Source organism: Bradyrhizobium diazoefficiens, from assembly GCF_016612535.1.
In the GTDB taxonomy this organism is placed as follows: Bacteria; Pseudomonadota; Alphaproteobacteria; order Rhizobiales; family Xanthobacteraceae; genus Bradyrhizobium; species Bradyrhizobium diazoefficiens_C.
Window position 1 is genome coordinate 485,736 of the sequence record NZ_JAENXS010000002.1, and the last position, 25,304, is coordinate 511,039.

Genomic DNA, 25,304 nt, shown 5'->3' on the forward strand with positions numbered 1-25,304 from the left:
GCAGGCATATTGTAACGATTGTGCGACAGCGACCCCGCATCTGCACGAGCGCCGGGCGGTCGGCGGTCGCATCGTCGTCCGGTCTGTCTGTCTCGCGTGCAACGGTGAAAGACCGAAAGGGTGCGTGGGTAGCTAGAGGCGCGGCCGCGGGCGATAGACGAAGTGGTCCCGCTGGTCGTTTCCCGGCGTCGAATTCCGTGGCCCGTGCAAGCGCAATGTCCAATGAATATATCTCCGATGAATTGCGCAGCTTCATTCTGAAGCGGATCGATTCCGTTGCCCAGATCGAAGCACTGCTTCTGCTGCGATCCAGCCCCGGATCCTCCTGGAACGTCTCTGGACTCGCAGAGCGCCTGTACATCAGCGAATCCCAGGCAACCGAGGCCTTGAACCGACTTTGTGCTTCCGGGTTGATGTGTTGCGTCGAGGGAATCTACAGCCTCGATGCAGTGTCGTCCGAGGACCAGGAGCTCGTTGGTCAATTGCTGGAGGCGTACTCGCATCACCTCATTCCGGTGACCAACATCGTCCATTCGAAGCCCCGCCGCATCGGCTCCTTTGCCGATGCCTTTAAGTTCCGAAAGGGTTCGTGACAATGTCCCCTTTCATCTTCGGTCTATGTGCTGCGACGTCGGCGGTCTGCGCCGGCATGCTGCTTGGCGCCTATCGGCAGGAAAAGTACAGGCTGCTGCTCTGGAGCGGTCTGTGTTTCGTCGGTCTGACACTGAACAATGTCGTCCTCGTGCTGGATAAGGTCGTACTGCCCGACATTGACTTGTCGACGTTGCGTCTGCTCATCGCACTGATGGCGATGATGATCCTTCTCTACGGGCTGATCTGGGACGCGGAGGGATGATGAGCAACGTGTCCGCCGTTTTATCCGGCGCCGTCGCAATGGCCTCATTCGCGACGACGCTCTTCTTTCTGAAGTTCTGGCGTCAGACCTCGGACAGCTTCTTCCTGCTGTTCGCTCTCGCCTTTGCCATCGACGCAGTCTCGCGCGCTGCTGTCGGATTGACGCACATTTCCAACGAACTCGAACCGGCGTTCTACTGCCTGAGACTGGCGATGTTCGGCTTGATCATCGCGGCGATCATGACCAAAAATCGGTCGCGGTCGAAATAGTCTGCTGATGCGCGCATCAACTGTGACATGGTGGGGCAGCGCTTCGGTACCCTCGGACGGGACGGCGCGTCCGACTGGCGTCCGGCGGGACGACGATCTTGGTGAGGGACAGCGCCATGCCGTTTAGGTACAGGGATATCCTTCGCTTCGGAGTCTTCGGATTGGCGGTCGCTCTGATCGTTGCGTTCGGCATCTCTCCGTTCACAGGCGGGATCGTCGAGCAATGGTCGCGCAGCGACGTCGAAGCCCGATCGAGACTCGTCTTCAACGCGATCCAGCCCTTTCTCGATCGCGACGTCGAGGACCAGTCCTGGGGAGGGCTGTCTGACCTCTTCAAGCGCGTTGCGCTCGACAAGAAGATTCTGGCGGTCGGCTTTTGCGATCATGCGGGAACATTGATCGCGGCGACGCCGGAGATGCCGGCGAGCTTCAGTTGCGAGAAGATCGCCAGGTCCGAGAGCGAGAGTTTCGCAAACATCACGAGCGGCGGGCGACGAATTCTGGTCGCAGCGTTCCCCGTGATCGTCGCCAGGGGGCGTTCCTATCTCGTGATCCTGACCGACCTGAGCTTCGCGAGCGCGCGGTCGAGCCAGGTGATTTCCTATCTGCTGGCGTCGGTTTCCGGCGTCGTGCTCGTCCTGACGGTGGGCACGATCATATTCGCGATCCTCATGCTGCGAAGCTGGATGAATTCGCTTCGGCGCGCCGTGGAGGAGGTGCGCCAGGGGACTTCGCATGCACGAGGGGCTGCGGGAAGCTCGGCGATCGACCGCGAGATTCACAATCTTTTACGCCAGGCCGAACACTTTACGCTGCCGAACCAGACGGACTGGAGCCCGAAGACGCTTCAAGACCTGCTCAACGGTGTGCTGCCGGGCGCGGAAGTGCTGGTCGTCTCAAATCGGGAGCCGTACATCCATAACAGGACCGACAAGGGCATTTCCGTTCAGAGACCCGCCAGCGGCCTCGTGTCTGCCCTCGAGCCGATCATGCGCGCTTGCGGCGGCACCTGGATCGCGCACGGGAGTGGAAGCGCCGATCGCGAGACGGTCGACCAGTACGACAGGATCGGAGTCCCGGAAAGCGCGCCAACGTACAAGCTGCGTCGCGTCTGGTTAACCGAAGAGGAGCAGGACGGCTACTATTACGGCTTCGCCAACGAGGGGCTCTGGCCGCTGTGCCACATCGTGTTCGTGCGGCCGACGTTCAGGGTGGGCGACTGGCGCAGCTATCGGGACATCAATCAACGCTTCGCGGATGCGGTCGTGGCCGAAGCGCAGACCGAAGATCCGATCGTGCTCGTCCAGGACTACCACTTCGCCCTCGCTCCGAAGATGATCCGCGAGCGCCTTCCGAAGGCGACGATCATCTCGTTCTGGCACATCCCGTGGCCCAATGCCGAGACGTTCAGTATCTGTCCCTGGAAGACGGAAATCATCGAGGGCATGCTCGGCAGCACCATTCTCGGATTTCATACCCAGTTCCATTGCAATAATTTCGTCGAATGCGTCGATCGTTTCGTCGAAAGCCGGATCGATCGTGAGGTGCAAGCCGTCAGTCTGGCCGGCCACGAGACCAGAATTCGTGCCTATCCGATCTCGATCGAATGGCCTCCGAGCGCTCTGGTGACCGTACCCGAGCGGGAAAAGTGCAAGACGGAATGTTTTGCACAGTTCGACCTTGCGCCGGGAACGAAGGTGATCGTCGGCGTCGAGCGTTTCGACTACACCAAGGGGATACTCGATCGCATGCGGGCGGTCGACGTTCTGTTGACGCGCAACCCGGCCTGGCGGGACCGGCTTGTTTTCATCCAGGTCGCGGCGCCGACGCGAAGCAAGCTCAGCGCCTATTCTCGGCTTCAAAGCGAAGCGGAAGCGCTGGCGGCGGATATCAACGCGCGTCACGGCGATCGGCAGCCTCCGATTCGGCTCGTTGCAAGGCACTATGAGCCCGTTGACGTCTTCAGGCTGTTTCGCGCGGCGGATGTTTGCGTCGTCAGCAGCCTGCACGACGGGATGAATCTCGTCGCAAAGGAATTTGTGAGCGCGCGCGCGGACAATGCCGGCGTACTGGTGCTCTCGAGCTTCACGGGCGCTTCGCGCGAGATGTCGGAAGCGCTGATCGTCAATCCCTACGACACCGAAGAAATGGCCGGAGCGATCGAGCTTGCGATGACCATGCCCCTGGACGAACAGTCCGAACGGATGAAGTTGCTGCGTCAGCAGGTCAAGGAGAACAACGTATATCGCTGGGCAGGCACCATGTTGGTGGATGCCGCGCGAAGCCGGACGCGTGAGCGAATTCTCCACCTGGCCAAATCGGGCGAGCAGACACGAGCAAGCGCGGCGAACGTTCGAACTGCTTGGTACGGCCGTGGCCGGAGCACGCAGGCAAGCGGCTGACGCCGATCGGATTCGGGGATCGCAGTGTGAGCATCGACCATCGCATGCGGCTGCGCTACTATGTCGCAACGCCACGTCTCCGGTGCGCGCTAGTTTCCGAATTGCAAATCGGGGGTGGCGCCAAGCCGCGAGAAGATGATTCACTCAGCTCGATCGAGACCAGGCCGATACTCCGATTTGACCCCGGTCGCGGTTCAGAACGCGATATTGGCAACGCTCCCCGAGGCTGAGTTCGCATTGTTGCGACCGCACCTGACGCTTGTTCCGCTGAAGCGAAACGAGATCGTTCATGACGCGCTGCGCTATCCCGATGCGGCCTATTTCATTGAATCCGGCGTGGTGTCGCGGGTTGTGCGCACCGCCAGGGATGGTCCGGTCGAAGTCGCGGTCGTCGGCAAGTTCGGATTTCTGGGCGTGTCGTTGGTTCTGGGAGCCGTGCAGTCGATGCAGCGCAGCGTGGTGCGCGTACCGGGGAGGGCGCTTCGCATCGAGGCGCAAATCTTTCGCGATATCCTCCGGCAAAGCCCTGTGACCAGAGATCACATGCTCAGATATGTCCAGGTGCTGATGGCGCTCAACGCGCAGATTGCGCTTTGCAATGCAAGGCATGAAATCGGCGAGCGCGTGGCCCGGTGGCTGTTGCTCGCCCAGGACCGTATCGAGAGCGACGTCGTGCCGGTGACACATGGTCTGATTGCATCGGCGCTCGGTGTCAGGCGCCCGAGCGTTTCGATGGCGCTCGCCGACCTCGACGCGAAAGGGATCATCGCAGGCTCCCGCGGAGCCATTCGAATTCACGATATCGACGGATTGCGGCAGAGCGCGTGCGAATGCGACAAGATCCTCAAGGATCGATTTCGCTTGTTTCGCGATCTGCCTCATCACCACCATTGTGTGACATGACATTCGTGGTCCGCTATTTCGGGACGTAGGCTGTTGCGGTCGTCTTGGACCGCAACAGCCGCCGCCCGTGTTTACGCCACCCGTCGGGCCGCGCCGGCCTTGGTCAAGATCCCGTCGAGACAATCGATCATCTCGGCGATCTCTGCCCGCGTGACGTTCAGCGCCGGCATGAAGCGCAGCGTGTCGAGTTGCGGCGCGTTCAGCAGCACGCCGGCCTGGAACGCCTGGGCGACGATGCCGGGCGCGATCGGTAGCTTGAGGTCGAGCGCCAGCAACAAGCCGCGGCCGCGCACGCCGCCGAGGCCATGCCGGGCCGAGACCTTCTGCAACTCGGCTTCCAGCAGCAGGCCGGTGTCCGCCACCGCTTTCAGAAACTCCGGCTTGCTGACCTCATCGACCACCGCAAGGCCGGCCGCACACATGACCGGGTTGCCGTTGAACGTGCCGCCCTGGTCGCCGTGTTCGAAGCAGGAGGCGCGTTCGGTCGCAAGCAGGGCTGCGAGCGGCACGCCGCCGCCGACACCCTTGCCGAGCGTCATGATGTCGGGCGCGATGCCTGAGTGCTCGTAGTGGAAGAGCTTTCCGGTCCGGCCCATGCCGGTCTGGATCTCGTCGAAAATGAGCAGCAGGCCGTGCGCCTCCGTCAGCGCGCGCAACTCCCGCAGGAACTGATCGGTCGCCGGCCACACACCGGACTCACCCTGGATCGGCTCGAGCATCACCGCGACGGTGGTTGTGCTGATCAGAGTCTCGACGGAGGCGATGTCGTTGAGCTTCGCCTTCTTGAAGCCCGCGACCTTCGGCTCGAACAGCGGCTCGAACGCCTTCTTGCCCGACGCCGACATCGTCGCCAGCGTTCTTCCGTGAAAGCCGCCCTCGAAAGTGATGATCTCGAACGCGCCGCCTTTGTGAAGGCTGCCATATTTGCGCGCGAGCTTGATCGCGCCCTCATTGGCCTCCGCGCCTGAGTTGGCAAAAAACACCTGGTCGAAGGCGCTGTTGTCGACGAGCGCCTGCGCCAGTTTCAGGCTCCTCTCGTTGTAGAAGGCCGGGCTCGGCGTCAGCAGCCGCTTGGCTTGCGCTGTGAGCGCGTCGGCGATCGCGGGCGGGGAGTGGCCGAGGCAGTTCACGGCCCAGCCCTGCACGAAATCGAGATAGCGCTTGCGGCTGTCGTCCCAGAGGTAGGAGCCGGCACCGCGGACGAACACGGCCTTCGGCCGTGCGGTGATGTCCATCAGCGCGTCATACGGATGGGTGGCGGTGGTCATGTCGAACTCCTCTTGGGGCATGGAAGATTTGGGGTAGGGAAGATTTGGGGGCGGATGAGAAATGGACGCAAAATGCAAGAAGGCCGCACTTTGCGGGTGCGGCCTTCTCGAAAACTGGCTGAATTCAGTGCTTCAGCGGCGTCGTCGGACATGGCGCAACCCATCATCGTCGCAGGAGCGACGACGCATGGCTTGGCGCAGATGGGTCCGGAAATTGATCATGGGCCGCGTCCGTACAGCCGAATGGCCGCGCTTGTCAAGCGGACGTTTTGCAAAACACGCCTGGCGTGTGCCGGTCAGGTCAGATGCACGGCCTCTTCGACGTCGTCCTCGCCCCAATCAGCATCCGCAATCGCGGTGTCGATGAGCTCGCCGCGCATCAGCTTGAGCGGCGATTTCCAGTACAGCGCGATGTTGTGGAAGGGATCGGTCAGCACCTTGAACGCCCACACCAGTCCGGTCGTGACGCCGCGCGTTGCGAACAGCTGGACCATGCGTGCCAGCCCACCGCCGATGCCGATCGCGAGCCAGAGCACGCCGATGTGACGGATGAAGTCGAGACGAACGGTTGGAGGAGCAAAGAGACCGAACAGCGTCGGATACGCGTACAGCGCAATCGGCGCGCCGCCCCAGACGAGGAGTAAAATGATCTTGCGGGTCTGGTTGTAGCCGACCTTGACCGCTTCCTTGTAGTTGTTGCTGACGTCATTGACCGCGTCATAGCCGTTCGGCTCGAAGAAGAAATGCCCGGTCTGCCGCGTCAGCATCGCGAGCCAGCCAATGATGCCCGCGAGCGCTGGATCCCTGAACAGCAACGCATAGCAGCTGAGGAAAATCATGGCGCTGATCAGATGCAGCGTTTGGTTGACGGTGCTCTGGTGGTAGAAGCGGTAATCGTCGAAGCGCTGCGTGCGCAGCATGTTCGGGAGGCGGCTCATTCTCGTTCCTCGCTCGCGTTGAAGGCGCGCGAGAGTTAGGGCGAGTCGGTGACCTCTGCGTGAATGCATTATAGTGTCACATTGCCGTGTGCGGTGGCGACGCGCGTAACAGCGTTGCGGCAGAGCTCCCCGCGACGACGCCGGATATCAATCGCGGTCTGATCAGTTGCGTTTCCGATGGAAACAATCGTGCGGCTGGCGCGTTTGTGATCGAGGGAACGAAATTGGTTTCGAACCGGGTGCCAGACCGGCTCGACCAAGTGTAACGGGACCAACCAGACAGTTTTCAGCCTTGTCCGATATTTATCCTATCGATCTCGACAGCATTCGCGGCGCGTTTCCGCCGGGCATCGAGGCGCCGCCTTTGCTGCTGGATTTTGCCGGCTGGCTGAACGGGCGCCCCTGGGGCAGCGTCGGCTGCTTCTCCCTGCAAGGCCAGTTCTCCGATCAGGCCCCGATCTTCGACGGCAGTCCGTTGCGCGACCGCTTCGCGTTGTTCATGCGCCTGCCTGATGGTTCGGCCGTCGGCGGCTGGTACGGCGCCGGTCTCGACCGCGACGATGCTCCGATCGTGGGGCTGGGGTCGGAGGGCGATTATGAGCTGCTCGCGCCATCCCTCGACGTGCTGCTGGCAAAACTGACGTCGGAGCAATTCGACAAGGCCTGGCACGATCTGCGGCCGCACGATGAGGTCGAGCCTCAGACGGTCGAGCTCGCGCAATGGCTCGCCCGACGGCCGCCCTGTGAGCCGGTGCCGTGCGAGGACGGCGCATCGGACCTCCCGGACTTCCGTGGCTTCGTCGAGAAATGGAGCCGGGAGCGCGAAGACTATTGGGCCAATCACCGGATGATGGCCGAGCTCGGCTGGCGGCTCGCCGCGCATCTGCCGAAGGGGAAGAATGCCTGGGACAAGACCCGCTTCGAGGTCGCGATCGTCGGCGAGCAATACCAGGCGCGCATTCTGACGCGCGGGCAGCAAGCCTTCGAGGAAGCGGCCGCGATCGAATCCCTGTTGCGCGAACTGCGCGAGGGGATGTGGCGGGCGCAGCCTAAGCTCGGGCTGTGGTACGCGATGAGCTTTGGTCTCTACGCCGACGGGCGCGTCATGCCGAATTTCGAATACGATGTGCGCCCGACCATCGACGGCGAGCCGGCGCTTTTGTCTGAAGCAAAAGCCGATCTCGCCCGCGCACCGCGCCCCGAGCGCTGGGTGCCGAAATGGCTGGCGTGACGCAACGACGCTAGCGGCGTGGGACTACCCGCATACGAACATTCACATTCACAAGAGGTCGTCATGCCCGGGCTTGTCCCGGGCATCCACGTTCTTCGCATCGCGCGTCAAGGCGTGGATGGCCGGGACAAGCCCGGCCACGACGCTGTGGAAGCGTTCAGTGCACAACAATGCCGTCAGAACCCCGCGACGCTGCCGTGCAGGTCATATTGATCGGCGCGCTCGATCTTCGCGGTGACGATCTCGCCGACGCGCAACGGGCGGCGGCTTGTCAGATACACCGCGCCGTCGATCTCCGGCGCGTCGGCCTTCGAGCGGCCCTTTGCGACAGTCGGGCCGACCTCGTCGATGATGATCTGCTGCCGCGTGCCGACCTTGCGCTTCAGCCTGCGTGCGGAGATCTTCTGCTGGCGCGCCATCAGCGCGTTGTAGCGCTCCTGCTTGACCTCTTCCGGCACGGGATTCCCGATCGCGTTCGATGTCGCCCCCGCAACCGGCTCGTATTTGAAGCAGCCGAGGCGATCGATCTCGGCTTCATCGAGCCAGTCGAGCAGATAGGCGAAATCGGCATCGGTCTCGCCGGGGAAGCCGACGATGAAGGTCGAGCGCAAGGCGAGATCGGGACATTCCTCGCGCCAGCGCTTGATCCGCGCCAGCGTCTTGTCCTGCGCGGCCGGGCGCTTCATCGCCTTCAGCACCTCGGGGCTTGCATGCTGGAACGGGATGTCGAGATAGGGCAGCACCGTGCCTTGCGTCATCAGCGCGATGACCTCGTCGACATGGGGGTAGGGGTAGACATATTGCAGCCGGACCCAGGCGCCGAGCTCGCCGAGCTCGCGCGCGAGGTCGAGGAATCTGGCGCGGACCTGGCGATCCTTCCACGGGCTCTCGGCATATTTCAGATCGACGCCGTAAGCCGAGGTGTCCTGCGAGATCACCAGCAGCTCTTTCACGCCGGCGCTGACCAGCTGCTCGGCCTCACGCAGCACATCATTGGCCGGACGCGAGACCAGATCGCCGCGCAGCTTCGGGATGATGCAGAAGGTGCAACGGTTGTTGCAGCCTTCGGAAATCTTCAAGTAAGCATAGTGGCGTGGCGTCAGCTTGATGCCCTGCGGCGGCACCAGGTCGAGATGCGGATTGTGGGCGGGCGGCAGCGCACGATGCACGGCATCGAGCACGCTCTCATATTGCTGCGGGCCGGTGATCGAGAGCACGCCGGGATAGGCCTGCTCGATCTGCTCGGGCTCGGCGCCCATGCAGCCGGTGACGATCACCTTGCCGTTCTCGGCCATGGCCTCGCCGATCGCCGAGAGCGATTCCTGCTTGGCGCTGTCGAGGAAGCCGCAGGTGTTGACGATGACGATGTCGGCCCCGTCATGCCTGCGGGCGAGCTCATAGCCTTCCGCGCGCAGGCGCGTGATGATGCGCTCGGAATCCACCAATGCCTTGGGACATCCGAGAGATGTGAATGATATACGCGGCGCTCGTTCCATGTGCTCGCCTGGGGCCTGCAGCTGAATTGTCGGGATGTGCGCTTCAAGTAATTGATCTGATGGCGAAAATCAACCTTGAGCTTGCAAGTTTGGCTGTTTCGGCGCGTAGCTGTCGGTTCGCCGGTCCCAGGGGTCCGTGAGGCTTTTAGAGCGACCGGTGCGGCTCATTGATACGTTCGCGGCTGGGATCCATTTATCTACTACATTCACCAAGGTTTGGGCGCCTATACAACCGACTTGGCAATTGACCATGAACCTATTCAGAATACTGGGGGTCACACTCGTTGTCTCAGGCCCACCCGAGTGAGGAGAATGCGCTGCATGCGTCGCTTGATCTGCGGCATGGTTTTCGTAAGCGCCATCTGGGGCGGGATGTTTTCGGCTCAGGCTGAAGTTGCTAAAATCCTCCATGTCTGTGATCGCCAAGAGCGAATGTGTCCAGAATTCAGGCCACAGGTGAAAACACCTGATGGATGGGTGAGGGACGATGTCGCCAGCCTCAGGTATGGCGCGTCCATGTTTGTGCCGAAGGGGACGCAATTCGGCAAAGCCGATGCAATCATCTATGCCGAAGCCCGCTACAACAAGGATCGGACCGAATTGGTCCAATGGGTCGCAGCCAGCGATCGGGATTGGACGATGACATCCGGCGAGAATGCCAAGATAACCACGCTTCCCTCGGTCAACCCCAAGGTCATTATCAACCGCTACGACAATCCGTCTCTGAAGGACCAGCCGATCGAGGTGATCGCGCATTACGCCGATCTCGACAAGGACGGCAATTCTTATGTCGTGCGGCTAGCGGTCTCCGGCCGCAACGAAACGGCGGTGCTGGCTACCGTGCCACTTCTCGACAAGATGATCATTGGCGCGAAGGTTCCGTGAGAGCAAAAGCCCCGATGTTCGCTCCGGGTTACCACCGGCAATGCGCCGATTGACCACGTGAGTTTTGCTTCGCATCCGAAAGCCGAAATCTCGGCTTAACGGCTCCGAAATTTACTTTCGTTGTCTCAGCGACACCCGAGCGACACCAAGCTGAGCTTGGGCGCAGCCGTCTGAGCCATATTCAAATCTGCCTGATTGACAGGCTTGAGCTAGTCCCAATTGCCCATAATTACAACCCTTTGCATCGCCCTCCGGCATGCTATGGATGAATCGCCGGGTCGTGAGTGAGCTATGAGCGCCGAACAGTCGCCCAAAATCGTGATTGTCGACGAGAGCCCGATCCGGGCCGCGATCCTCCAGGAGGGACTGCGGGAGGCCGGGTTCACGCAGGTCGTCCATATCAGCGAGATGCAGAGCCTGTTGGCCCGCATTTATGCGGTCGATCCCGACATTATCCTGATCGATCTCGAAAACCCCAGCCGCGACGTGCTCGAGGCGATGTTCCAGGTCAGCCGCGCCGTGAAGCGGCCGATCGCGATGTTCGTGGACCAGAGCGATTCCGCCTCGATCCAGGCCTCGGTCGAGGCCGGGGTCTCCGCTTACATCGTCGACGGTCTGAAGAAGGAGCGCATCAAGCCGATCCTCGATCTCTGCGTGTCCCGCTTCAATGCCTTCGCCAAACTCCAGGAGGAGCTGGAGCGCACCAAGTCGCAGCTCGAAGACCGCAAGATCATCGAAAAGGCCAAGGGCATCCTGATGCGGGTCAAGGGCCTCAACGAGGACGAGGCCTATGTGTTGCTGCGCTCCACAGCCATGCGCGAGAAGAAGAAAATCGGCGAGATCGCCCAGTCGATCATCACCGCGTCGGAGATGCTGAAATGACCGCTCCGCTTCGCATCGGGTTCATTCCGCTGGTCGATGCCGCCGCCCTGATCGTCGCCGTCGACAAGGGCTTTGCCGCCGCCGAAGGCCTCGACATCGAGCTGGTGCGCGAGGTGTCCTGGTCCAACGTCCGCGACAAGCTCAATATCGGCCTGTTCGACGCCGCGCATCTGCTCGCGCCTGTCGCCATCGCATCCTCGCTCGGGCTCGGCCACGTCAAGGTGCCGATCGTTGCCCCCTTCAATCTCGGCATCAACGGCAATGCGATCACTGTGTCGCCGGCGCTCCTGGCCGCGCTGACGGAGGCGATCGACGGCGACCGTTTCGATCCGATGGCGACGGCGAAAGCCCTCGCGCGGGTGGTCGCCAAGCGCCGCAAGGCTGGCGCCGAGCCCCTGACGTTCGGCATGACCTTCCCGTTCTCGACTCACAATTACCAGCTGCGATTCTGGATGGCGGCCGCCGGGGTCGATCCGGACGAGGACGTGCGCCTTGTCGTGCTGCCGCCGCCCTACATGGTCGATAGCCTCAAGAGCGGCCATGTCGATGCGTTCTGCGTCGGCGCACCCTGGAATTCGATCGCGGTCGATCTCGGCGTCGGCCACATCCTGCATTTCGTTTCCGACATTCTCGTGCACGCGGCGGAGAAGGTTTTGGCGGTGCGACAGACCTGGGCGGACAAAAATCCGGACGTGGTCGCGGCGCTGGTGCGTGCGGCCGAGAAGGCCGCCGTGTTCATCGAGCACCCCGAAAACCGGACCGAGGCGGCGCGCATCCTGGCGCAGCCGGAGCGGATCGGCGTCGATGCCGAAGTTGTCCAGCGCACGCTCGATGGGCGTCTGAAGATCTCGCCCGACGGCACGTTCCGCGAAAGCGGTCGTTACCTCCTGGTCGGGCGTGAAGGGGCAGGGCGCCCCGATCCGGTCCAGGCCGCCTGGCTCTATGCACAGATGGTGCGCTGGGGGCAGGCGCCGCTGACGCCGGATGGTGTCAAGACGGCCATGGCCGTGTTCAGGCCAGAGCTCTGTGACGCCGCCCTGGGGCGCCCGCAGCCCACTGAGGCGCCTGCCCCGTTTGGCGCATTCGCCGGCCCGGCCTTCGATCCCGACGATATCAGCGGGCACCTTGAGGCCTTCGCGGTCGGTCGCTGGAAGACCTGAGTCGGGTCACCGACCCTCTGCGAGCAGCCTTCGATATGTCGAGCCCCTTCCATCGACTGAGGTAACGCCAGCTTGGCTATTCTGATATAAGTGTTTGATATTGCTTTAGTTTACTGCGTACCCTCCCGCAAGGGCAGCTACTTTATTACTGCTTCTGTTTGAGTGGTCGAACTCCACCGGGCAGGCCTCAAATCGTCTAACTACCAGCAGTCGTTCCCTTGTTGTAGTACAGCTTTTGCGCGGGCAAAAACGGGGGTACGCGGTGAAGGACGACTTTGCTCCTCTCAGCATCATGGATTACGCGGAACAAGCCCTGACGACGGACCAGCGGAGCGACGCTGGGTCGCTGACATTCCCGCTGCTCGGGCTCTTCGGCGAAACTGGTAGCCTTCTCAGCGAAGTGAAAAAGAAGCATCGCGACCGAGCCTCCTACATCGGTTATGCGGCCGCTGTGGTCGATGAGCTTGGAGACGTCCTTTGGTATTTGACGGCGGTCGCGGCCCGGGGTGGGCTCACTCTCCAGGAAATCATCTCGAAAAGCTTCGGCCAGGAGGTTGCGTCGTTTGCGGCATTACAGCCTCCGATTATGCCCCAGACCGGTTCACCCAGCTCAACGTTCGAGCAGACTTTGCTTCAACTGGCAGGCGAGGTTGGATTGCTGATCATTGACCAAGAGGCTGGTCGGCTGAAAGATAACCAGTCCGCGCTGGCCGGCCGCCTTATTCCGATCACTCGCACCTTGATCAAGGCGGCGACCGAGGCAGGCGTTACACTGGAAGCTGCAGCTATCAAAAACCTGTCAAAAATCTTCGACCGATGGCCCAAGGAACGCGTCTATCCCACAGCTCTCGATGCCGAGGCAGTGGAGGAAGAACAGCTACCCCGCACACTGTCGGTCGAAGTATTTGAGCGAGAAGTCGGAGGCAAGACGTACGTCTTTCAACGGTGCAATGGCATCAACATCGGCGATCGCTTAACCGATAACGCAATGACTCCGGATGACTACCGCTTCCATGACGTGTTCCACTACGGCTATGTCGCGGTCCTGAGCTGGTCACCGGTGATTCGAGGGCTCTTCCGGCTCAAAAGAAAAAGCGATCCCAAAATTGATGATGCTCAAGACAGCGCGCGGGCTATGCTTATCGAGGAAGGAGTGACAACCTGGATATTTGGGCAAGCAGTAAACCTCAATCTTTTCGAAGGCATGGCTGCCGGTGACTTACCATTCGACCTATTGAAGCACGTCCGTCAATTTGTTTCCGGCTATGAAGTCGAGAGCAGGCCATTGTGGGTCTGGGAAGAAGCCATCCTAACGGGGTATGCTGCTTTCCGATTCTTGAGAGAACACCGTCGTGGCCTCGTCAAGATCGACATGAACCGCCACACGCTTACGGTAGAGAAATTGCCTTGAACACACCCAAGCTATTCGCTGAAACCTTGGCTGATGTGCGTCTTCCTTCAGTGTTCAACCCTTACGTCGAATGCTGTGAGCTTCATGATCGACGTGACGGGCCGAAGGTTCGAAAGAGGAATCTGATACGCTTCCTTGAAGCGGCTATAGACGTTCGTGTTGATACTCTCTGGATTGCCCGCGACCTGGGATACCGTGGCGGTCGTCGAACAGGCATCCCTCTCACTGACGAAGTGCATCTTGGCCGAGCTGCCGCGATGCTTGGTGGAATATCGCTGGATCGGGCAACGTCAGGACCTCCCGTCGCGGAACGTACTGCGGCGATCATCTGGACCGTCCTAACGCGAATTAATCAGCCGGCGATGTTGTGGAACGTATTCCCCTTCCATCCGTACGAAGGGGCGAACCCGCTCTCCAATCGCTGCCACACTCGCCAAGAACGAGAGACGACTTGGCCGCTCCTGCTTACGCTCATTTCTATGCTCAAGCCGCGGCGTCTCGTCGCAATTGGACGCGATGCAAGCATTGCGCTGAACAGCCTAAACATACCGATCGAAACAGTCCGCCATCCGAGTTATGGAGGGCAAGCTGAATTCATCGCCGGCATCAACGCCATTTATGGGTTATCAGCTATCGTCGAGCCGACAGTGCTGGAGTTGCCGTTCGAAGGTGACTGTGTAGCTCCCAAGGCTAAACATTCCTGATCGAAGCGTGTCAGTAACCCGTTGATGGCTCGGCGCTTGCATTTGCAGGGCTGATCGATCTCAGCGTGCGTAGAGACGACAGTTAGATTTCCTACGGAGACTCGGCCTTCCTTCGCCACGAACTCCATCAAACGACCGAGGCCAATCAGGTTGCCAAGCAATTTCTCGATATAGAAATGATTGCGATACACTGCCGTCAGCGCCAGTGTTTTTGTTGCCCCTGGCAACAGCTTGAAGCTCATATAGCTGAGGCATTGTCCGCCGTAGGGAGAATCATCAACGTCACGCGCAGGGTCAAAGACGGTTAGTTCGAATTTGTTGAGCGCCCGCACGTTGTCGTCGCGGATGCGTTCCACTATCTCCCAGAGCTGATTAATGGGCTCGTCAGGTGGATTCGGAACTCGAGTCATCCTCTCGAAATAATATCCTGACCATCGGTTGTTTCTCTGTACCTTTGGCAGCACTCTTTGGTGAAATACTTCGAAAAATGCTGGTGCGCCGTACCGGCGGTAAAGTCCGGCGGGCATAATAGTGTTCGCAACAGTCTCAACTGACTTGTCAAAACCATTCAAGAAATCGTCAACCGCGGCGATCCGGGGATCTTGTCGCGTGGTACTCGCGAGCGGATCGGCGATGTCAATTATGACGTTATGTGCTGAGTGCCCGGATCGAGCGTCGACCTGACGAACCGCCTCGCGCCAGGCGCTTGCGCAATCATGCTGTTGGGGAATTGGCAGGTACATTCAAATTCTCCGTCAACGTCGCAACGGCAAACAACCGTGGCTTTAAGAAGCCTTCCGTCAACCAGGCGTAGCCATCCTGACCCCAGCCAGCGCCCCAACTGTTTCGAACCAAAATAGCGCGATGCCCGTCGACGATACCGTGGCCGACTCCGATCACCGCGTGACGACGTTCTGGCTCGGGGGCCTCTGCTGGCTCAGGATGAACGATGCCCTCCGAGGACGGTCGAAAGAAAGAGCGAGATAACATAGTGAGAAGGATAACCGGATGGTCGTTTGTGATCTCGTCGACGATAGCGTCGAAGGTAAGGTCGGGGGATGTCGCATTTCGTCGGTACAACGCACCCACCTCCGTAGGCGGCATCCATGATCTCGGGTCAGCTGGCGTTGCGCTCAAGTATGGCCACCCACTTTCTTCGGGTTGGCCGTCAAGGCGGATCGCTTCCAGCATTTTAGAGAGAATGGCACCAACACTCGGTAAGCGGCTTGCACGGCGCTGAGCATGGAAGAAAATGTACTCGCAAGACAACGGAGCCCATCCCGACCTCATTGCAGCGTGCGCATCGCTCGCCGCAAACGCGAGGCAGGTTGGGCGCGCCAACTGGTTTCGCGCGGGACCAAACATCAAGCGCAGGTCTTTAGCCGGCACAATCTTGCTCATGCCGCCTCAAGTAGAACTCTTCTTTCGGCTCGCGACAGCCCTTCCTGTTCCGGGCCAGTAAAGTCGAAGTCTACATTCAGTGTTGCTAGTGGTTGATCAGTTTCCCAAGGTCGGCGTTCCTCTAGCGACATCCTACCGCGACGGCTGTCGGTTGGAGCTGCGGTCACCCGCCTAATGACGTGACCGCCAACGCCATCATCGTTATGGGACTCAAGCGCGTCGCGAACTACTGCGAAACCGCTCACCTTCAACTGATCGATGTCCCAAAGGTAACCACCCCCGCTGTGCTCCTCGAGCCGAAGAACAAACAGATCATTTCGGCTTCCATCGATCCGAGTGCCGGCGTCGCGTTCAGTCAACAGCCAAACATCGCCCCGATAGTCCTGGGGTTTGTAGCCCTCCAACAGGCCGACCTTCAGTTCGCGCGGCTGCGTTTGAAGTAGTTCTTGGACCTGGTTAGGCTTGATCAGTTGGTTTTGGGCCAAAGTCCAGCACGTAGCTTCGTAGCTGGCTCCCATCCGAAGCGACAGTTGATAAATCGTGCTGGGACGACGAAACGCCTCGACCGTCCATCCCTGGCGCTGTGAATGCCAAGCGATCAGCCATCGAGGTAGCATGAAGGCGACAGCAAACGCATTCGCCTCGACCTCCTGAAAGTTTTCGTCTCTGCCACCCTTTAACGGCATGCGTCTGAGCATGCTTTCGTCGTCGAGACTTGGGTTATGGCCCAACGCGAAATGCCCTAGCTCATGAGCGGCCGTAAAGCGTTGGATGCTCATCGGGCGTTCTGTCGTCACAAGGACGCCTGGGGCTGGCTGGCTGAGATAAGCTCCGAGAAGCCCCTCGAGAGGGCGTATCAGCAAGGGGAGGTCCAGGGCGTGAATGGCAGCAAAGACGTCAATGTTCCCGCCGAACTGGGTGGTTTTCTCCTGGATTCCCAGCTGGCGGTGCACCCTAGCGGCAGCCATAGTCCCAGCCCGGACGGCTCCTGCGTAGCTGGTTGCCATGCCTTACTGCCTCCCTGCGAGAGACCGAGCCCTCAGATACTCAGCGAACCGGCTCAATTCGTCGCGGTCCTGTTGTGACAGATTGGCCGCGCGCCGCGCCAAATGTGCAACGTCAACTGGAAGGCCGGCGGCAGCGTCTTCCTCGCCGGTGAAATATCCCATCGGTTGCCGATACAGCCTTGCGAGACGAGCGAGCTCGATAGCTTCGACACGACGCTGGCCGTTCTCAATGTCCGTCAATGCGGTCCGGGGTATCTTCAAGTAGGCGGCAACCTCCTCTTGCTTCAGCCCCAAATATTTCCGAGCTTCTCTCAGTTTATCGCCGAGGCGCCGACGCTCCTGCTCGTCGGTCTCATCCTGCGGATCTGGCTTCTTCATTGTTGGCTTCCATTTTTCTTTTTCCATTGCGCTTCGATGCGGGGCAGTAAATGTCCGAGCGCACTTTCGATTGAGCCATATCCACCGGTTCGCACTAAATGGTCCGGAAGCTCGAACCCCACGATAGGCTCGACGGCGGAGAGGATTGAAACGGCGACGAGGGAATCGATGGAGACCTGAGCCTTCACAAGATCGACGGGCGACGATGGCAAAGTTAGGCCTTTGAGGTTGGCTTCAATTTTCACGGCTTCAGCCAGTTCGTCGTGGAGGCACGCCGCGACCGCAGTCGCAGGAAAAGCGACGCCGAGAGGCGTAGCGAGGAGGACCGTCATACCTACACTCATGTGTTTTTTCGTGACGACGGAACTACTATATGTCTGAAATTCAGACATGCAAGACCTTTCTCAGGCAACGAATGTTTACTGCATCGTTTTGAGGCGAAAGCGAGCGATGGCTAAATTTTCGGCCGCGTGCACGAATTTCGTGTGAGGTCTGGGCCCCGGTTTTCCTAGGCGCGCTCATATTGGCTTGAAATAGCTTCAGTTTTGATCGCGTCGAAGCTGGCACGCAACTTGTATGTTGCAGTGCGGCCAGCCTGTCACAGATGCCTGCTGCGCCAAGTCCCACAGCAACGAAGCTGATTGGACCGTCGGATAGCGAAGCAGGCTTAAGAAGCCAGCCGAGTTCTCCGCGGGTCGAATCTCATTCCCTCGATCCCACCCAAGGTGGCCGCAGGAGCTTCGCTACCGACCATGAAAATCGAAACGGTTTCAGTCGACTTTACCGACGAGCAGAAACGCTATCTCGAAGGCTTCACGACCGGTCTCCAGATCAGCAAGGTCGGTCGCGGCTTGGGTGGCGGCACCGGCAAGGCGAACGCCGAGCCCACCGGTCCGGACGCCGTGCACGTCAAGGCGCAGGACAAGGTCATCGCGTCCGGCAAGAAGCTCGCCGACCAGGAGAAGTTCAAGCGCGACGAGCATCCCTTCGATGCCTATCAGCGGCTGCGCCAGCAGGCGCTCGATAACGCGCCGCCGAGCCCGGCCGACAATTTCCGCTGGCGCTATTACGGCATCTTCTACGTCGCGCCGACGCAGGACTCCTACATGTGCCGCCTGCGGATTCCGAACGGCATCATGAAGCACTGGCAGCTGTCGGGCCTGGCCGATCTTGCCGACGATCTCTGCGGTCAGTACAGCCACGTCACGACGCGCGCCAACCTCCAGCTGCGCGAGATCCCGCCGAAAAACGCGATTCTGCTGATCGAGGGCATCCAGGATCTCGGCCTGTGCTCGCGCGGCTCCGGGGCCGACAACATCCGCAACGTGACGGGAACGCCGACCGCCGGCATCGATCCGCAGGAGCTGATCGACACGCGGCCCTTTGCCCGCGAGTGGCACTACCACATCCTCAACGACCGCTCGCTCTACGGCCTGCCGCGCAAATTCAACGTTGCCTTCGACGGCGCAGGCAAGATTGCGGTGCTGGAGGAGACCAACGACATCGCCTTCACCGCATACGAGGTGAAGGACGGGTTTGGCGTCGAGCCCGGAATCTGGTTCCGCCTCGGCCTCGGCGGCATCACCGGGCACAAGGACTTTGCCAAATATTCCGGCATCATCGTCAATCCGGAGCAGGCAACCGCCGTCGCTGACGCCATCGTGCGCGTGTTCATCGAGCATGGCGACCGCACCAACCGCAACAAGGCCCGGCTGAAATACGTGCTCGACGCCATGGGCCATGACGGCTTTCTCAAGCTTGTCGAGGAACGGCTGAAAACGTCATTCACGCGCGTGCCGGAAGAGGCGTTCGCGCCGCGGCCCGCGTCAGATCGTATGGCGCATATCGGCGTCCACAAGCAGAAGCAGGATGGCCTGAACTGGATCGGTGTCTCGCTGACCCTCGGCAAAATCAGCTGCGACCAGATGCGCGGCCTGGCCAAGGTCGCGCGGGATCTCGGCGACGGCGAGATCCGCCTGACGGTCTGGCAGAACCTCCTGATATCCGGCGTGCGCGACGAGAATGTCGAGCTGGCGATTGCCGCGATCAAGCAAATCGGGCTCGCGGTCGAGGTTTCGCATATCCGCGCCGGCCTGATCGCCTGCACCGGCAATGCCGGCTGCCGCTTCGCCGCATCCAATACCAAGCGCAACGCCGCCGAGATCGGCGACTGGTGCGAGCCGCGCGTCGCCATGGACAAGCCGGTCAACATCCACGTGACCGGCTGTCACCATTCCTGCGCGCAGCATTACATCAGCGACATCGGACTGATCGGTGCGCGCGTGCCGGTCAACGAAGACGATACTGTCGAGGGTTATCACCTCTTCACCGGGGGCGGGTTCGGTCCCGATGCCGACGTCGGGCAGGAGGTCTATCACGACCTCAAGGCCGAGGACGCGCCGAAGACGGTCGAGGGGCTGCTCAAGGCCTATATCGCCCATCGTTCGTCACCCGAGGAAACCTTCCTGTCCTTTGCGCGCCGCCATGACGGCGAAACGCTGCGCAAGCTTGCCGATGCACAGGTGTCCGCATGAACCAGATCACGCCTCCGCCGAAGCTCGATATCATTCCCGCCAGCGCGCCGTTCTCGGATGCGCAGCGCTCCTGGCTGAACGGCTTCTTTGCCGGCTTGCTGTCGCCCGATGTGGCGGCGCCGTTGTCGGCGGAGCAGGGCGCCGCCGTAATGGGCGGAGCTGGTGACGGCGACGATGGTGAAGCGCCATGGCACGACCAGACCATGCCGATCGCTGACCGGATGAAGCTCGCCGAAGGCCGGCCCGTGCGCCGCAAGATGATGGCGGCGATGGCGCAGCAGGATTGCGGCCAGTGCGGTTACAATTGCAACGACTATTCGGAGGCGATCGCCACCCGCAGCGAAGCGCGGCTCAACCTCTGCGTTCCCGGCGGCAAGGAAACCGCGCGGATGCTGAAGTCGCTGTACGAGGAGCTGGACAAGGCGCCGGCGGCCAAAGCGCCTGACAAGGCGGATGCCGTGAGCGCGCCGGCCGTGACGGTCACGATCGCGGAGCCCGGCCGCTCGCGCGACAACCCGGTCGCGGCGACCTTCCTGTCGCGGCGCCTGCTCAACAAGGGGAAGTCGGAGAAGGAAACCTACCACGTCGAGTTCGATCTCTCCGAGAGCAAGCTCGATTATGTCGTCGGTGATAGCTTTGGCGTGTTCCCGCGCAACGATGTCGGTCTCGTCGACCAGATCATCGCGCTGCTCGGCGCCTCCCATACGACCAAAGTCAACGGCAAGACCTTGCGCGAGGTGCTGATCGACGACGTCTCGCTGTCGCCCGCGCCGGACTCGCTGTTTGAATTGATCTCCTTCATCACCGGCGGCGCGCAGCGCGAGAAGGCGCGGGCGCTGGCGCAGGGCGAGGATCCCGATGGCGATGCCGCCACGCTCGACGTGATGGCAACGCTCCAGAAGTTTTCCGGCACGCGGCCGCACCCCGAGGCCTTCGTCGAGGCGCTGGAGCCGCTGCAGCCGCGGCTCTATTCGATCTCCTCGTCGCACAATGCGACGCCCGGAAAGCTGTCGCTGACGGTCGATTCCGTGCGCTACGTGGTCGGCAAGCGCAAGCGCATCGGCGTCGCCTCGACCTTCCTCGGCGAGCGCATCAATGACGGCGAGAAGCTCAAGGTCTATGTGCAGAAGGCGCACGGTTTCGGCCTGCCGCAGGATCCGAAGACGCCTGTCATCATGATCGGCCCCGGCACCGGCATCGCGCCGTTCCGCGCCTTCCTGCTCGACCGCAAGGCAACCGGCGCGCCCGGCAAGAACTGGTTGTTCTTCGGCCATCAGCGTAGCGATTGCGACTTCTTCTACCAGGACGAGCTCAACGCGATGAAGACCTCGGGTCAACTGACGCGGTTGTCGCTGGCCTGGTCGCGCGACGGCGAGAAGAAGTTTTACGTGCAGGACCGCATGCGTGAGGTCGGCCGCGAATTGTGGACCTGGCTCGCCGACGGCGCGCATCTCTACATCTGCGGCGATGCCAAGCGCATGGCCAAGGACGTCGAGCGCGCTTTGGTCGACATCGTCGCCCAGTTCGGCGCGCGCTCGACCGACGAGGCCGTCAGTTTCGTCGCCGAGTTGAAGAAGACGGGCAGATTCCAGGCCGACGTCTACTAAGGTGCTGCGCGATCGGAATGAATTGCCGGCGCGGAGCAACGTGCCGGCGATCGCCGTCTACTGTGCATGGGGTTGTTTTTCGAGGTTTTTGATCTGGTGGAACCAGGACGGGTTCCAGTCGGCTCGGACTTTAACGAACAAGATTCTCGGAACCAGAGGGTTTGGAGAATTTGAGCCTGCGATGAGGCCTTTGAAGAGGCTTCCATCGCTATTTGCGCGACGGTCTTACAGCCGTCGCGTTTGCTCGTTCATAATCCCAGGCATGGTGCGTTGGAAATCGACCATCCGGGAACTATCGGCGGAAGCCAGGCTGCATTTCTTTGCGCGGTCGCTGTCGCGCAGGGCCGGGGCAAGCGCGCACCACATCGGGCTCTACGGCGCCTGCGCACTGATCGCCGTTCTCGTCCTCAGCACGCTATCGGTGCACCCGTTCTGATCACGGCCCGCGCCTGAACGGCGCGACCTCGATCCCTGCATTCTTCAACGCCTGACGCAACGTCCGCGCGATGTCGACGGCGCCGTGCGTGTCGCCGTGGATGCACACCGTGTCCGTGCGCATCTTGATCACCTTGCCGGTGACCGAGACCACCGCGCCGTCCTGCACCATGCGTACCACGCGATCGGCGATGGCCTTGGCATCGTGCAGCACCGCGCCGGGCTTCTTGCGCGAGACCAGATTGCCGTCGTCCTCATAGGCGCGGTCGGCGAACACCTCGTGCACCATCGGCAGATTGGCGTCTTCGCCGGCCTTCACCAGCTTCGAGTTGGCGAGCACGACGAAGATGAGGCTGGGGTCGACCGCCCTGATGCCGGCAGCGATCGCCTTCGCCGTCATGTCGTCCTCGCAGGCGACGTTGGAGAGCGCGCCATGCGCCTTCACATGCGTGACCTTGTGCCCGGCCGCGGTCGCGATCGCCTGCAACGCGCCGATCTGGTAGGCGACGAGGTTCTCGATCTCGGAGGATTTGAGGCCTGCAATCGGATGCCGGCCAAAGCCGTGGAGGTCGCGATATCCGGGGTGCGCGCCGACCGAGACGCCGCGCGCTTTCGCCAGCTCAACCGTCCGACGCATGATGTCGGGATCGCCCGCGTGGAAGCCGCAGGCGACATTGACCGAGCTTGCCAGCTCGATCATCGCGGCGTCGTTGCCCATCTCCCACGCGCCGAAACCTTCGCCGAGGTCGCAATTGAGATCGATCGTCTTCATGGTTGCTCTCCGCCTCTGGTCGTCTTGTCGTTTACGGCTCCGCCGCGACCTGCCAGGTCCCGGCATCCATGGCGCTGACCGCATAGCCCGCGACGTTGGCATCGCTGAGCGCTTCGATGTTGAGTTCGACCGTGTCGGACGAGCGCAGGCGATCGGGCAGGGTACGGATCAGCTCTTGAAACTTGCGCGCCTCGTCCTGCGCCTCGGCCATGGTGACGGCCTTGAAGCGGAACGCCGTGCCCGCCGAGGTCTGCGCCAGACGGCCGACATCGGCCGTGATCACGGTTGCGATCTTGGGATAGCCGCCCGAGGTGCCGCGGTCCATCATCAGCGCAATCGGCGTGCCGTTGCCGGGCACCTGGATGCTGCCGTTGACGGTGCCATCGGAAACGATGTTGTGGCCGTGCAGATGCTTGATCGCGGGGCCTTCGAGCCGGTAGCCCATGCGGTCGGAGGTTGCCGAGATCTTCCACTCGCTGTCGAGGAACAGCGCCTTGTTGGCATCGTCGAACTCGTCGTCCTGCGGCCCCAGCAGGACACGGATCGGACCGCTCGCAGGCTTCGGCAATTCGATGCGCAGCTCGGCCGCGCCGCTCGCGGCATCGACCGTCAACTCGTCGCCGGCCTGGAGCGGACGCGGGTAGGGGCTGCCGAGGCCGGCGCGCGCGTTCACCGCAAGGCTGCCGAACACCAGCTCACCCTTGATGGCGCCTTCGATCGCGAGATAGCTGAACGCACCGCCGCGCGCGAAGCCCAGCGTCAGCGTCTCGCCGTCCTTCAATGTTACGGAAGTGTCCAGCGCGACCGGGCGGCCGGCGATGTCAGCATTGCGCGGCGCGCCCGCGATCGCCACGCGCACGGCGCCGTCACGGGCGGTGAAGGTCGCGCCGAACGGGCCGATCTCGACGGCAGCCGCCAGCGGCTCGTTGCCAACCAGCGTGTTCGCCGCCGCGAGCGACAGCCGGTCCATCGCACCGCTGACCGTCAGGCCGTAGCGCTGCGCACCGTGGCGTCCGCCGTCCTGGACGGAGCTGGCAGGCCCAATGCTGGCGACGACGAGCCGGCTCATGCGACCACCTGCTCGGCGATGATCTCACCGGCCTCGGCGGCGCGGTCCTGCTCCTCGAACGTCTTGTGGTCGATGGCGAAAAACGTCACGCGATCACCGGGTTCGGTGAGGAAGGTTGGATTCCGGTGCAGCTGATAGGTCCGCACCGGCGTGCGGCCGAGCAGGTGCCAGCCGCTCGGGGCGGCCAGACACTGGATCCCGGCCTGGATGCCGCCGATCGAGATCGTGCCGGCGGGCGTCAGCAGCCGCGGGTTCTGCCGCCGCGACATCTGCAGGGATTTGTCCAGGCCGCTGAGATAGGACCAGCCCGGCGTGAAGCCGATCATGGCAACCTTGTAGTCGCCGGCGACGTGACGGGCCACGATATCGTCGGGCGTCGTGTTCAGCGCCTTGGCGACATCCTCGAGGTCGATGCCATGCTCGCCGCCATAGGCAACGGGGATGCGCCAGCGCCGCGCCTTGGTGGCCGGCGGCAGCGGCTGGCTCGCGATCGGGAGGATCTTTGCGCCGAGCGCGTCGAAACCGATCTTGCCGGGATCATAATGCACCAGCAGCGAGCGATAGGTCGGCACGGTCTCGGTGATGCCGTCGATGGGAGCTGCCGCAAGCGCCTTGTCGAGCGCCAGCACGCGCTGGTTGGCGTCGTCGTCGATGGTGCGGCTGAACTCGACCGTGACGGCGCTGTCGCCACTGGGCAGAAGGCGGGGCGGGGGAAGCGTCGCGGCCATGGGGTGTCGAGATCGGGCTGTCGAAATCGGGCTTCTGGAAACATGCGGGCTCGACCTTGAGTTCCGCCTCGCCCTGCTTCGCGTAAATGCGCCCGCAAGTCCAATAAATTAATGCAAGGGCAAGCGATAAAGCCTTGTTATCGCGGTCCATAACAGCTCTGCGGCCCTGCGTTCTTAACAGGTCTTTGGCCCTTGACGGCAAGCGCCCGGCTCGCAAGATGCGCGCGTTCTTTCCCGCCCATCCGGAGCTCGTCGCCGTCCATGTCGCTATCCCCCGAAGCCCGCAAGACACTCGCCGGCATCACCACTGCCACCATCACTACGGTCCTGCTGAAGAAGGGCCTGCGCAATGTGTGGATGCGCGGTGCGCGTCCACTGCGCCCGGGCCTGCCGCGCCTGGTCGGGCCGGCCTTCACGCTGCGCTTCGTGCCGGCGCGCGAGGACCTGGCGACGCCGGAATCCTGGTCGTCGCCGATCTCGACCCGCACCGCGATCGAGGCGATGCCGGACGGCTGCATCGCCGTGGTCGACGCCATGGGCATCACCGATGCCGGTATCTTCGGCGACATCCTCTGTGCCCGCATGATGAAGCGCGGCGTCACTGCGCTCGTGACCGACGGCGTGGTGCGCGACGTCGAGGGCGTGCTCGGCACCAATCTTCCGGTCTGGTGTGACGGCTATTCGGCGCCGCCGTCGGTCGCCGGCCTGACCTTCGTCGGCTGGGGCGAGCCGATCGGCTGCGGCGGCGTCGCCGTGTTCCCGAACGACATCGTCGTCGCCGACCAGGACGGCTGCGTGCTGATCCCGCAGGCGATGCTCGAGCACGTGCTCGCCGAGGGCGTCGAGCAGGAGCGAATGGAAGCCTGGATCGTCAACGAAGTGAACAACGGCGCGGCATTGCCGGGCCTCTATCCCATGAACGCCGAGACCAAGGCGCGCTACGCGGCCAGCAAGAAGTAACGAGACAA

At 61.8% G+C, this 25,304-nt stretch carries 26 protein-coding genes; 15 read left to right on the forward strand and 11 right to left on the reverse strand.

The window, feature by feature from the left end:
* Positions 1-215: 215 nt before the first annotated feature.
* From JJE66_RS19040 to JJE66_RS19060, 5 genes are all read left to right on the forward strand, one after another.
* A complete protein-coding gene (locus JJE66_RS19040) occupies positions 216-593 on the forward strand; it encodes a helix-turn-helix domain-containing protein (RefSeq protein WP_200515910.1) in 378 nt (125 codons plus the stop codon).
* A 2-nt stretch (positions 594-595) separates the two neighbouring features.
* Positions 596-856, forward strand: coding sequence for a DUF5985 family protein (locus JJE66_RS19045; protein WP_200515911.1), 261 nt, complete (start codon positions 596-598; stop codon positions 854-856).
* A complete protein-coding gene (locus JJE66_RS19050; RefSeq protein WP_200515913.1) occupies positions 856-1,125 on the forward strand; it encodes a DUF5985 family protein in 270 nt (89 codons plus the stop codon). Before JJE66_RS19045 ends, JJE66_RS19050 begins: the two co-directional genes overlap by 1 nt.
* A gap of 116 nt (positions 1,126-1,241) precedes the next feature.
* The gene (locus JJE66_RS19055; RefSeq protein ID WP_200518576.1) at positions 1,242-3,527 is read left to right on the forward strand and encodes a trehalose-6-phosphate synthase; all 2,286 of its coding nucleotides are present in this window, start codon (positions 1,242-1,244) and stop codon (positions 3,525-3,527) included.
* A gap of 177 nt (positions 3,528-3,704) precedes the next feature.
* Positions 3,705-4,430: a Crp/Fnr family transcriptional regulator gene (locus tag JJE66_RS19060; RefSeq protein ID WP_200515915.1), complete on the forward strand. Its 726-nt coding sequence runs from the start codon at positions 3,705-3,707 to the stop codon at positions 4,428-4,430.
* Between the two features lie 71 nt (positions 4,431-4,501).
* Here JJE66_RS19060 and JJE66_RS19065 read toward each other — a convergent pair whose 3' ends face one another.
* Both JJE66_RS19065 and JJE66_RS19070 read right to left on the reverse strand, forming a co-directional pair.
* A complete protein-coding gene (locus tag JJE66_RS19065) occupies positions 4,502-5,698 on the reverse strand; it encodes an acetylornithine transaminase (protein WP_200515917.1) in 1,197 nt (398 codons plus the stop codon).
* 296 nt (positions 5,699-5,994) lie between these two features.
* Entirely contained in the window at positions 5,995-6,636 is a 642-nt protein-coding gene (locus JJE66_RS19070) for a hypothetical protein (protein WP_200515919.1), read from the reverse strand.
* Positions 6,637-6,928: 292 nt separating this feature from the next.
* On the opposite strand from JJE66_RS19070, the gene JJE66_RS19075 reads away from it, so the two are divergent.
* The gene (locus JJE66_RS19075; protein WP_200515920.1) at positions 6,929-7,867 is read left to right on the forward strand and encodes a hypothetical protein; all 939 of its coding nucleotides are present in this window, start codon (positions 6,929-6,931) and stop codon (positions 7,865-7,867) included.
* A 176-nt stretch (positions 7,868-8,043) separates the two neighbouring features.
* Here JJE66_RS19075 and rimO read toward each other — a convergent pair whose 3' ends face one another.
* Positions 8,044-9,363, reverse strand: a complete 1,320-nt coding sequence (rimO, locus tag JJE66_RS19080) for a 30S ribosomal protein S12 methylthiotransferase RimO (protein WP_200515922.1) — start codon at positions 9,361-9,363, stop codon at positions 8,044-8,046.
* A gap of 321 nt (positions 9,364-9,684) precedes the next feature.
* On the opposite strand from rimO, the gene JJE66_RS19085 reads away from it, so the two are divergent.
* From JJE66_RS19085 to JJE66_RS19105, 5 genes are all read left to right on the forward strand, one after another.
* Complete coding sequence (locus JJE66_RS19085; RefSeq protein WP_200515924.1) at positions 9,685-10,248, forward strand: hypothetical protein; 564 nt, start codon at positions 9,685-9,687, stop codon at positions 10,246-10,248.
* A gap of 291 nt (positions 10,249-10,539) precedes the next feature.
* Positions 10,540-11,130, forward strand: coding sequence for an ANTAR domain-containing response regulator (locus JJE66_RS19090; protein WP_200515925.1), 591 nt, complete (start codon positions 10,540-10,542; stop codon positions 11,128-11,130).
* Positions 11,127-12,290, forward strand: coding sequence for a CmpA/NrtA family ABC transporter substrate-binding protein (locus JJE66_RS19095; RefSeq protein WP_200515927.1), 1,164 nt, complete (start codon positions 11,127-11,129; stop codon positions 12,288-12,290). Before JJE66_RS19090 ends, JJE66_RS19095 begins: the two co-directional genes overlap by 4 nt.
* A 262-nt stretch (positions 12,291-12,552) precedes the next feature.
* Positions 12,553-13,701 carry a nucleoside triphosphate pyrophosphohydrolase family protein gene (locus tag JJE66_RS19100; protein WP_311979931.1) on the forward strand — a complete coding sequence of 383 codons (1,149 nt, stop codon included), beginning with the start codon at positions 12,553-12,555 and terminating at the stop codon, positions 13,699-13,701.
* Positions 13,698-14,405, forward strand: a complete 708-nt coding sequence (locus tag JJE66_RS19105; protein ID WP_200515929.1) for a uracil-DNA glycosylase — start codon at positions 13,698-13,700, stop codon at positions 14,403-14,405. Before JJE66_RS19100 ends, JJE66_RS19105 begins: the two co-directional genes overlap by 4 nt.
* Here JJE66_RS19105 and JJE66_RS19110 read toward each other — a convergent pair.
* The 5 genes from JJE66_RS19110 to JJE66_RS19130 are packed head-to-tail and all read right to left on the reverse strand — an operon-like array spanning position 14,318 to position 17,583.
* On the reverse strand, positions 14,318-15,148 hold the full coding sequence (locus tag JJE66_RS19110) for a hypothetical protein (protein ID WP_200515931.1): 831 nt from the start codon (positions 15,146-15,148) through the stop codon (positions 14,318-14,320). The genes JJE66_RS19105 and JJE66_RS19110 overlap by 88 nt on opposite strands.
* On the reverse strand, positions 15,120-15,806 hold the full coding sequence (locus JJE66_RS19115) for a C1 family peptidase (RefSeq protein ID WP_200515933.1): 687 nt from the start codon (positions 15,804-15,806) through the stop codon (positions 15,120-15,122). Before JJE66_RS19115 ends, JJE66_RS19110 begins: the two co-directional genes overlap by 29 nt.
* The gene (locus JJE66_RS19120; RefSeq protein ID WP_200515934.1) at positions 15,803-16,813 is read right to left on the reverse strand and encodes an ImmA/IrrE family metallo-endopeptidase; all 1,011 of its coding nucleotides are present in this window, start codon (positions 16,811-16,813) and stop codon (positions 15,803-15,805) included. Before JJE66_RS19120 ends, JJE66_RS19115 begins: the two co-directional genes overlap by 4 nt.
* A gap of 3 nt (positions 16,814-16,816) precedes the next feature.
* On the reverse strand, positions 16,817-17,218 hold the full coding sequence (locus tag JJE66_RS19125; protein WP_246756464.1) for a helix-turn-helix domain-containing protein: 402 nt from the start codon (positions 17,216-17,218) through the stop codon (positions 16,817-16,819).
* Entirely contained in the window at positions 17,188-17,583 is a 396-nt protein-coding gene (locus JJE66_RS19130) for a hypothetical protein (RefSeq protein WP_200515936.1), read from the reverse strand. The genes JJE66_RS19125 and JJE66_RS19130 overlap by 31 nt, the downstream gene beginning before the upstream one ends.
* A 360-nt stretch (positions 17,584-17,943) precedes the next feature.
* Between JJE66_RS19130 and JJE66_RS19135 the strand changes: the two genes are divergently transcribed.
* The 3 genes from JJE66_RS19135 to JJE66_RS19145 all read left to right on the forward strand — a co-directional run bounded on the left by JJE66_RS19135 (position 17,944) and on the right by JJE66_RS19145 (position 21,768).
* Positions 17,944-19,725: a NirA family protein gene (locus JJE66_RS19135; RefSeq protein WP_200515938.1), complete on the forward strand. Its 1,782-nt coding sequence runs from the start codon at positions 17,944-17,946 to the stop codon at positions 19,723-19,725.
* Positions 19,722-21,332: a sulfite reductase subunit alpha gene (locus tag JJE66_RS19140; RefSeq protein ID WP_200515939.1), complete on the forward strand. Its 1,611-nt coding sequence runs from the start codon at positions 19,722-19,724 to the stop codon at positions 21,330-21,332. The genes JJE66_RS19135 and JJE66_RS19140 overlap by 4 nt, the downstream gene beginning before the upstream one ends.
* A 262-nt stretch (positions 21,333-21,594) precedes the next feature.
* Entirely contained in the window at positions 21,595-21,768 is a 174-nt protein-coding gene (locus JJE66_RS19145; protein WP_200518945.1) for a hypothetical protein, read from the forward strand.
* On the opposite strand, the gene JJE66_RS19150 is transcribed toward JJE66_RS19145, so the two are convergent.
* The 3 genes from JJE66_RS19150 to pxpB are packed head-to-tail and all read right to left on the reverse strand — an operon-like array spanning position 21,769 to position 24,336.
* The gene (locus tag JJE66_RS19150; protein ID WP_200515941.1) at positions 21,769-22,539 is read right to left on the reverse strand and encodes a LamB/YcsF family protein; all 771 of its coding nucleotides are present in this window, start codon (positions 22,537-22,539) and stop codon (positions 21,769-21,771) included.
* Positions 22,540-22,570: 31 nt separating this feature from the next.
* The gene (locus JJE66_RS19155) at positions 22,571-23,608 is read right to left on the reverse strand and encodes a biotin-dependent carboxyltransferase family protein (RefSeq protein ID WP_200515943.1); all 1,038 of its coding nucleotides are present in this window, start codon (positions 23,606-23,608) and stop codon (positions 22,571-22,573) included.
* The gene (gene pxpB, locus JJE66_RS19160) at positions 23,605-24,336 is read right to left on the reverse strand and encodes a 5-oxoprolinase subunit PxpB (RefSeq protein ID WP_200515945.1); all 732 of its coding nucleotides are present in this window, start codon (positions 24,334-24,336) and stop codon (positions 23,605-23,607) included. The genes JJE66_RS19155 and pxpB overlap by 4 nt, the downstream gene beginning before the upstream one ends.
* 261 nt (positions 24,337-24,597) lie before the next feature.
* Between pxpB and JJE66_RS19165 the strand changes: the two genes are divergently transcribed.
* A complete protein-coding gene (locus JJE66_RS19165; protein WP_200515947.1) occupies positions 24,598-25,296 on the forward strand; it encodes a ribonuclease activity regulator RraA in 699 nt (232 codons plus the stop codon).
* Positions 25,297-25,304: the final 8 nt, after the last annotated feature.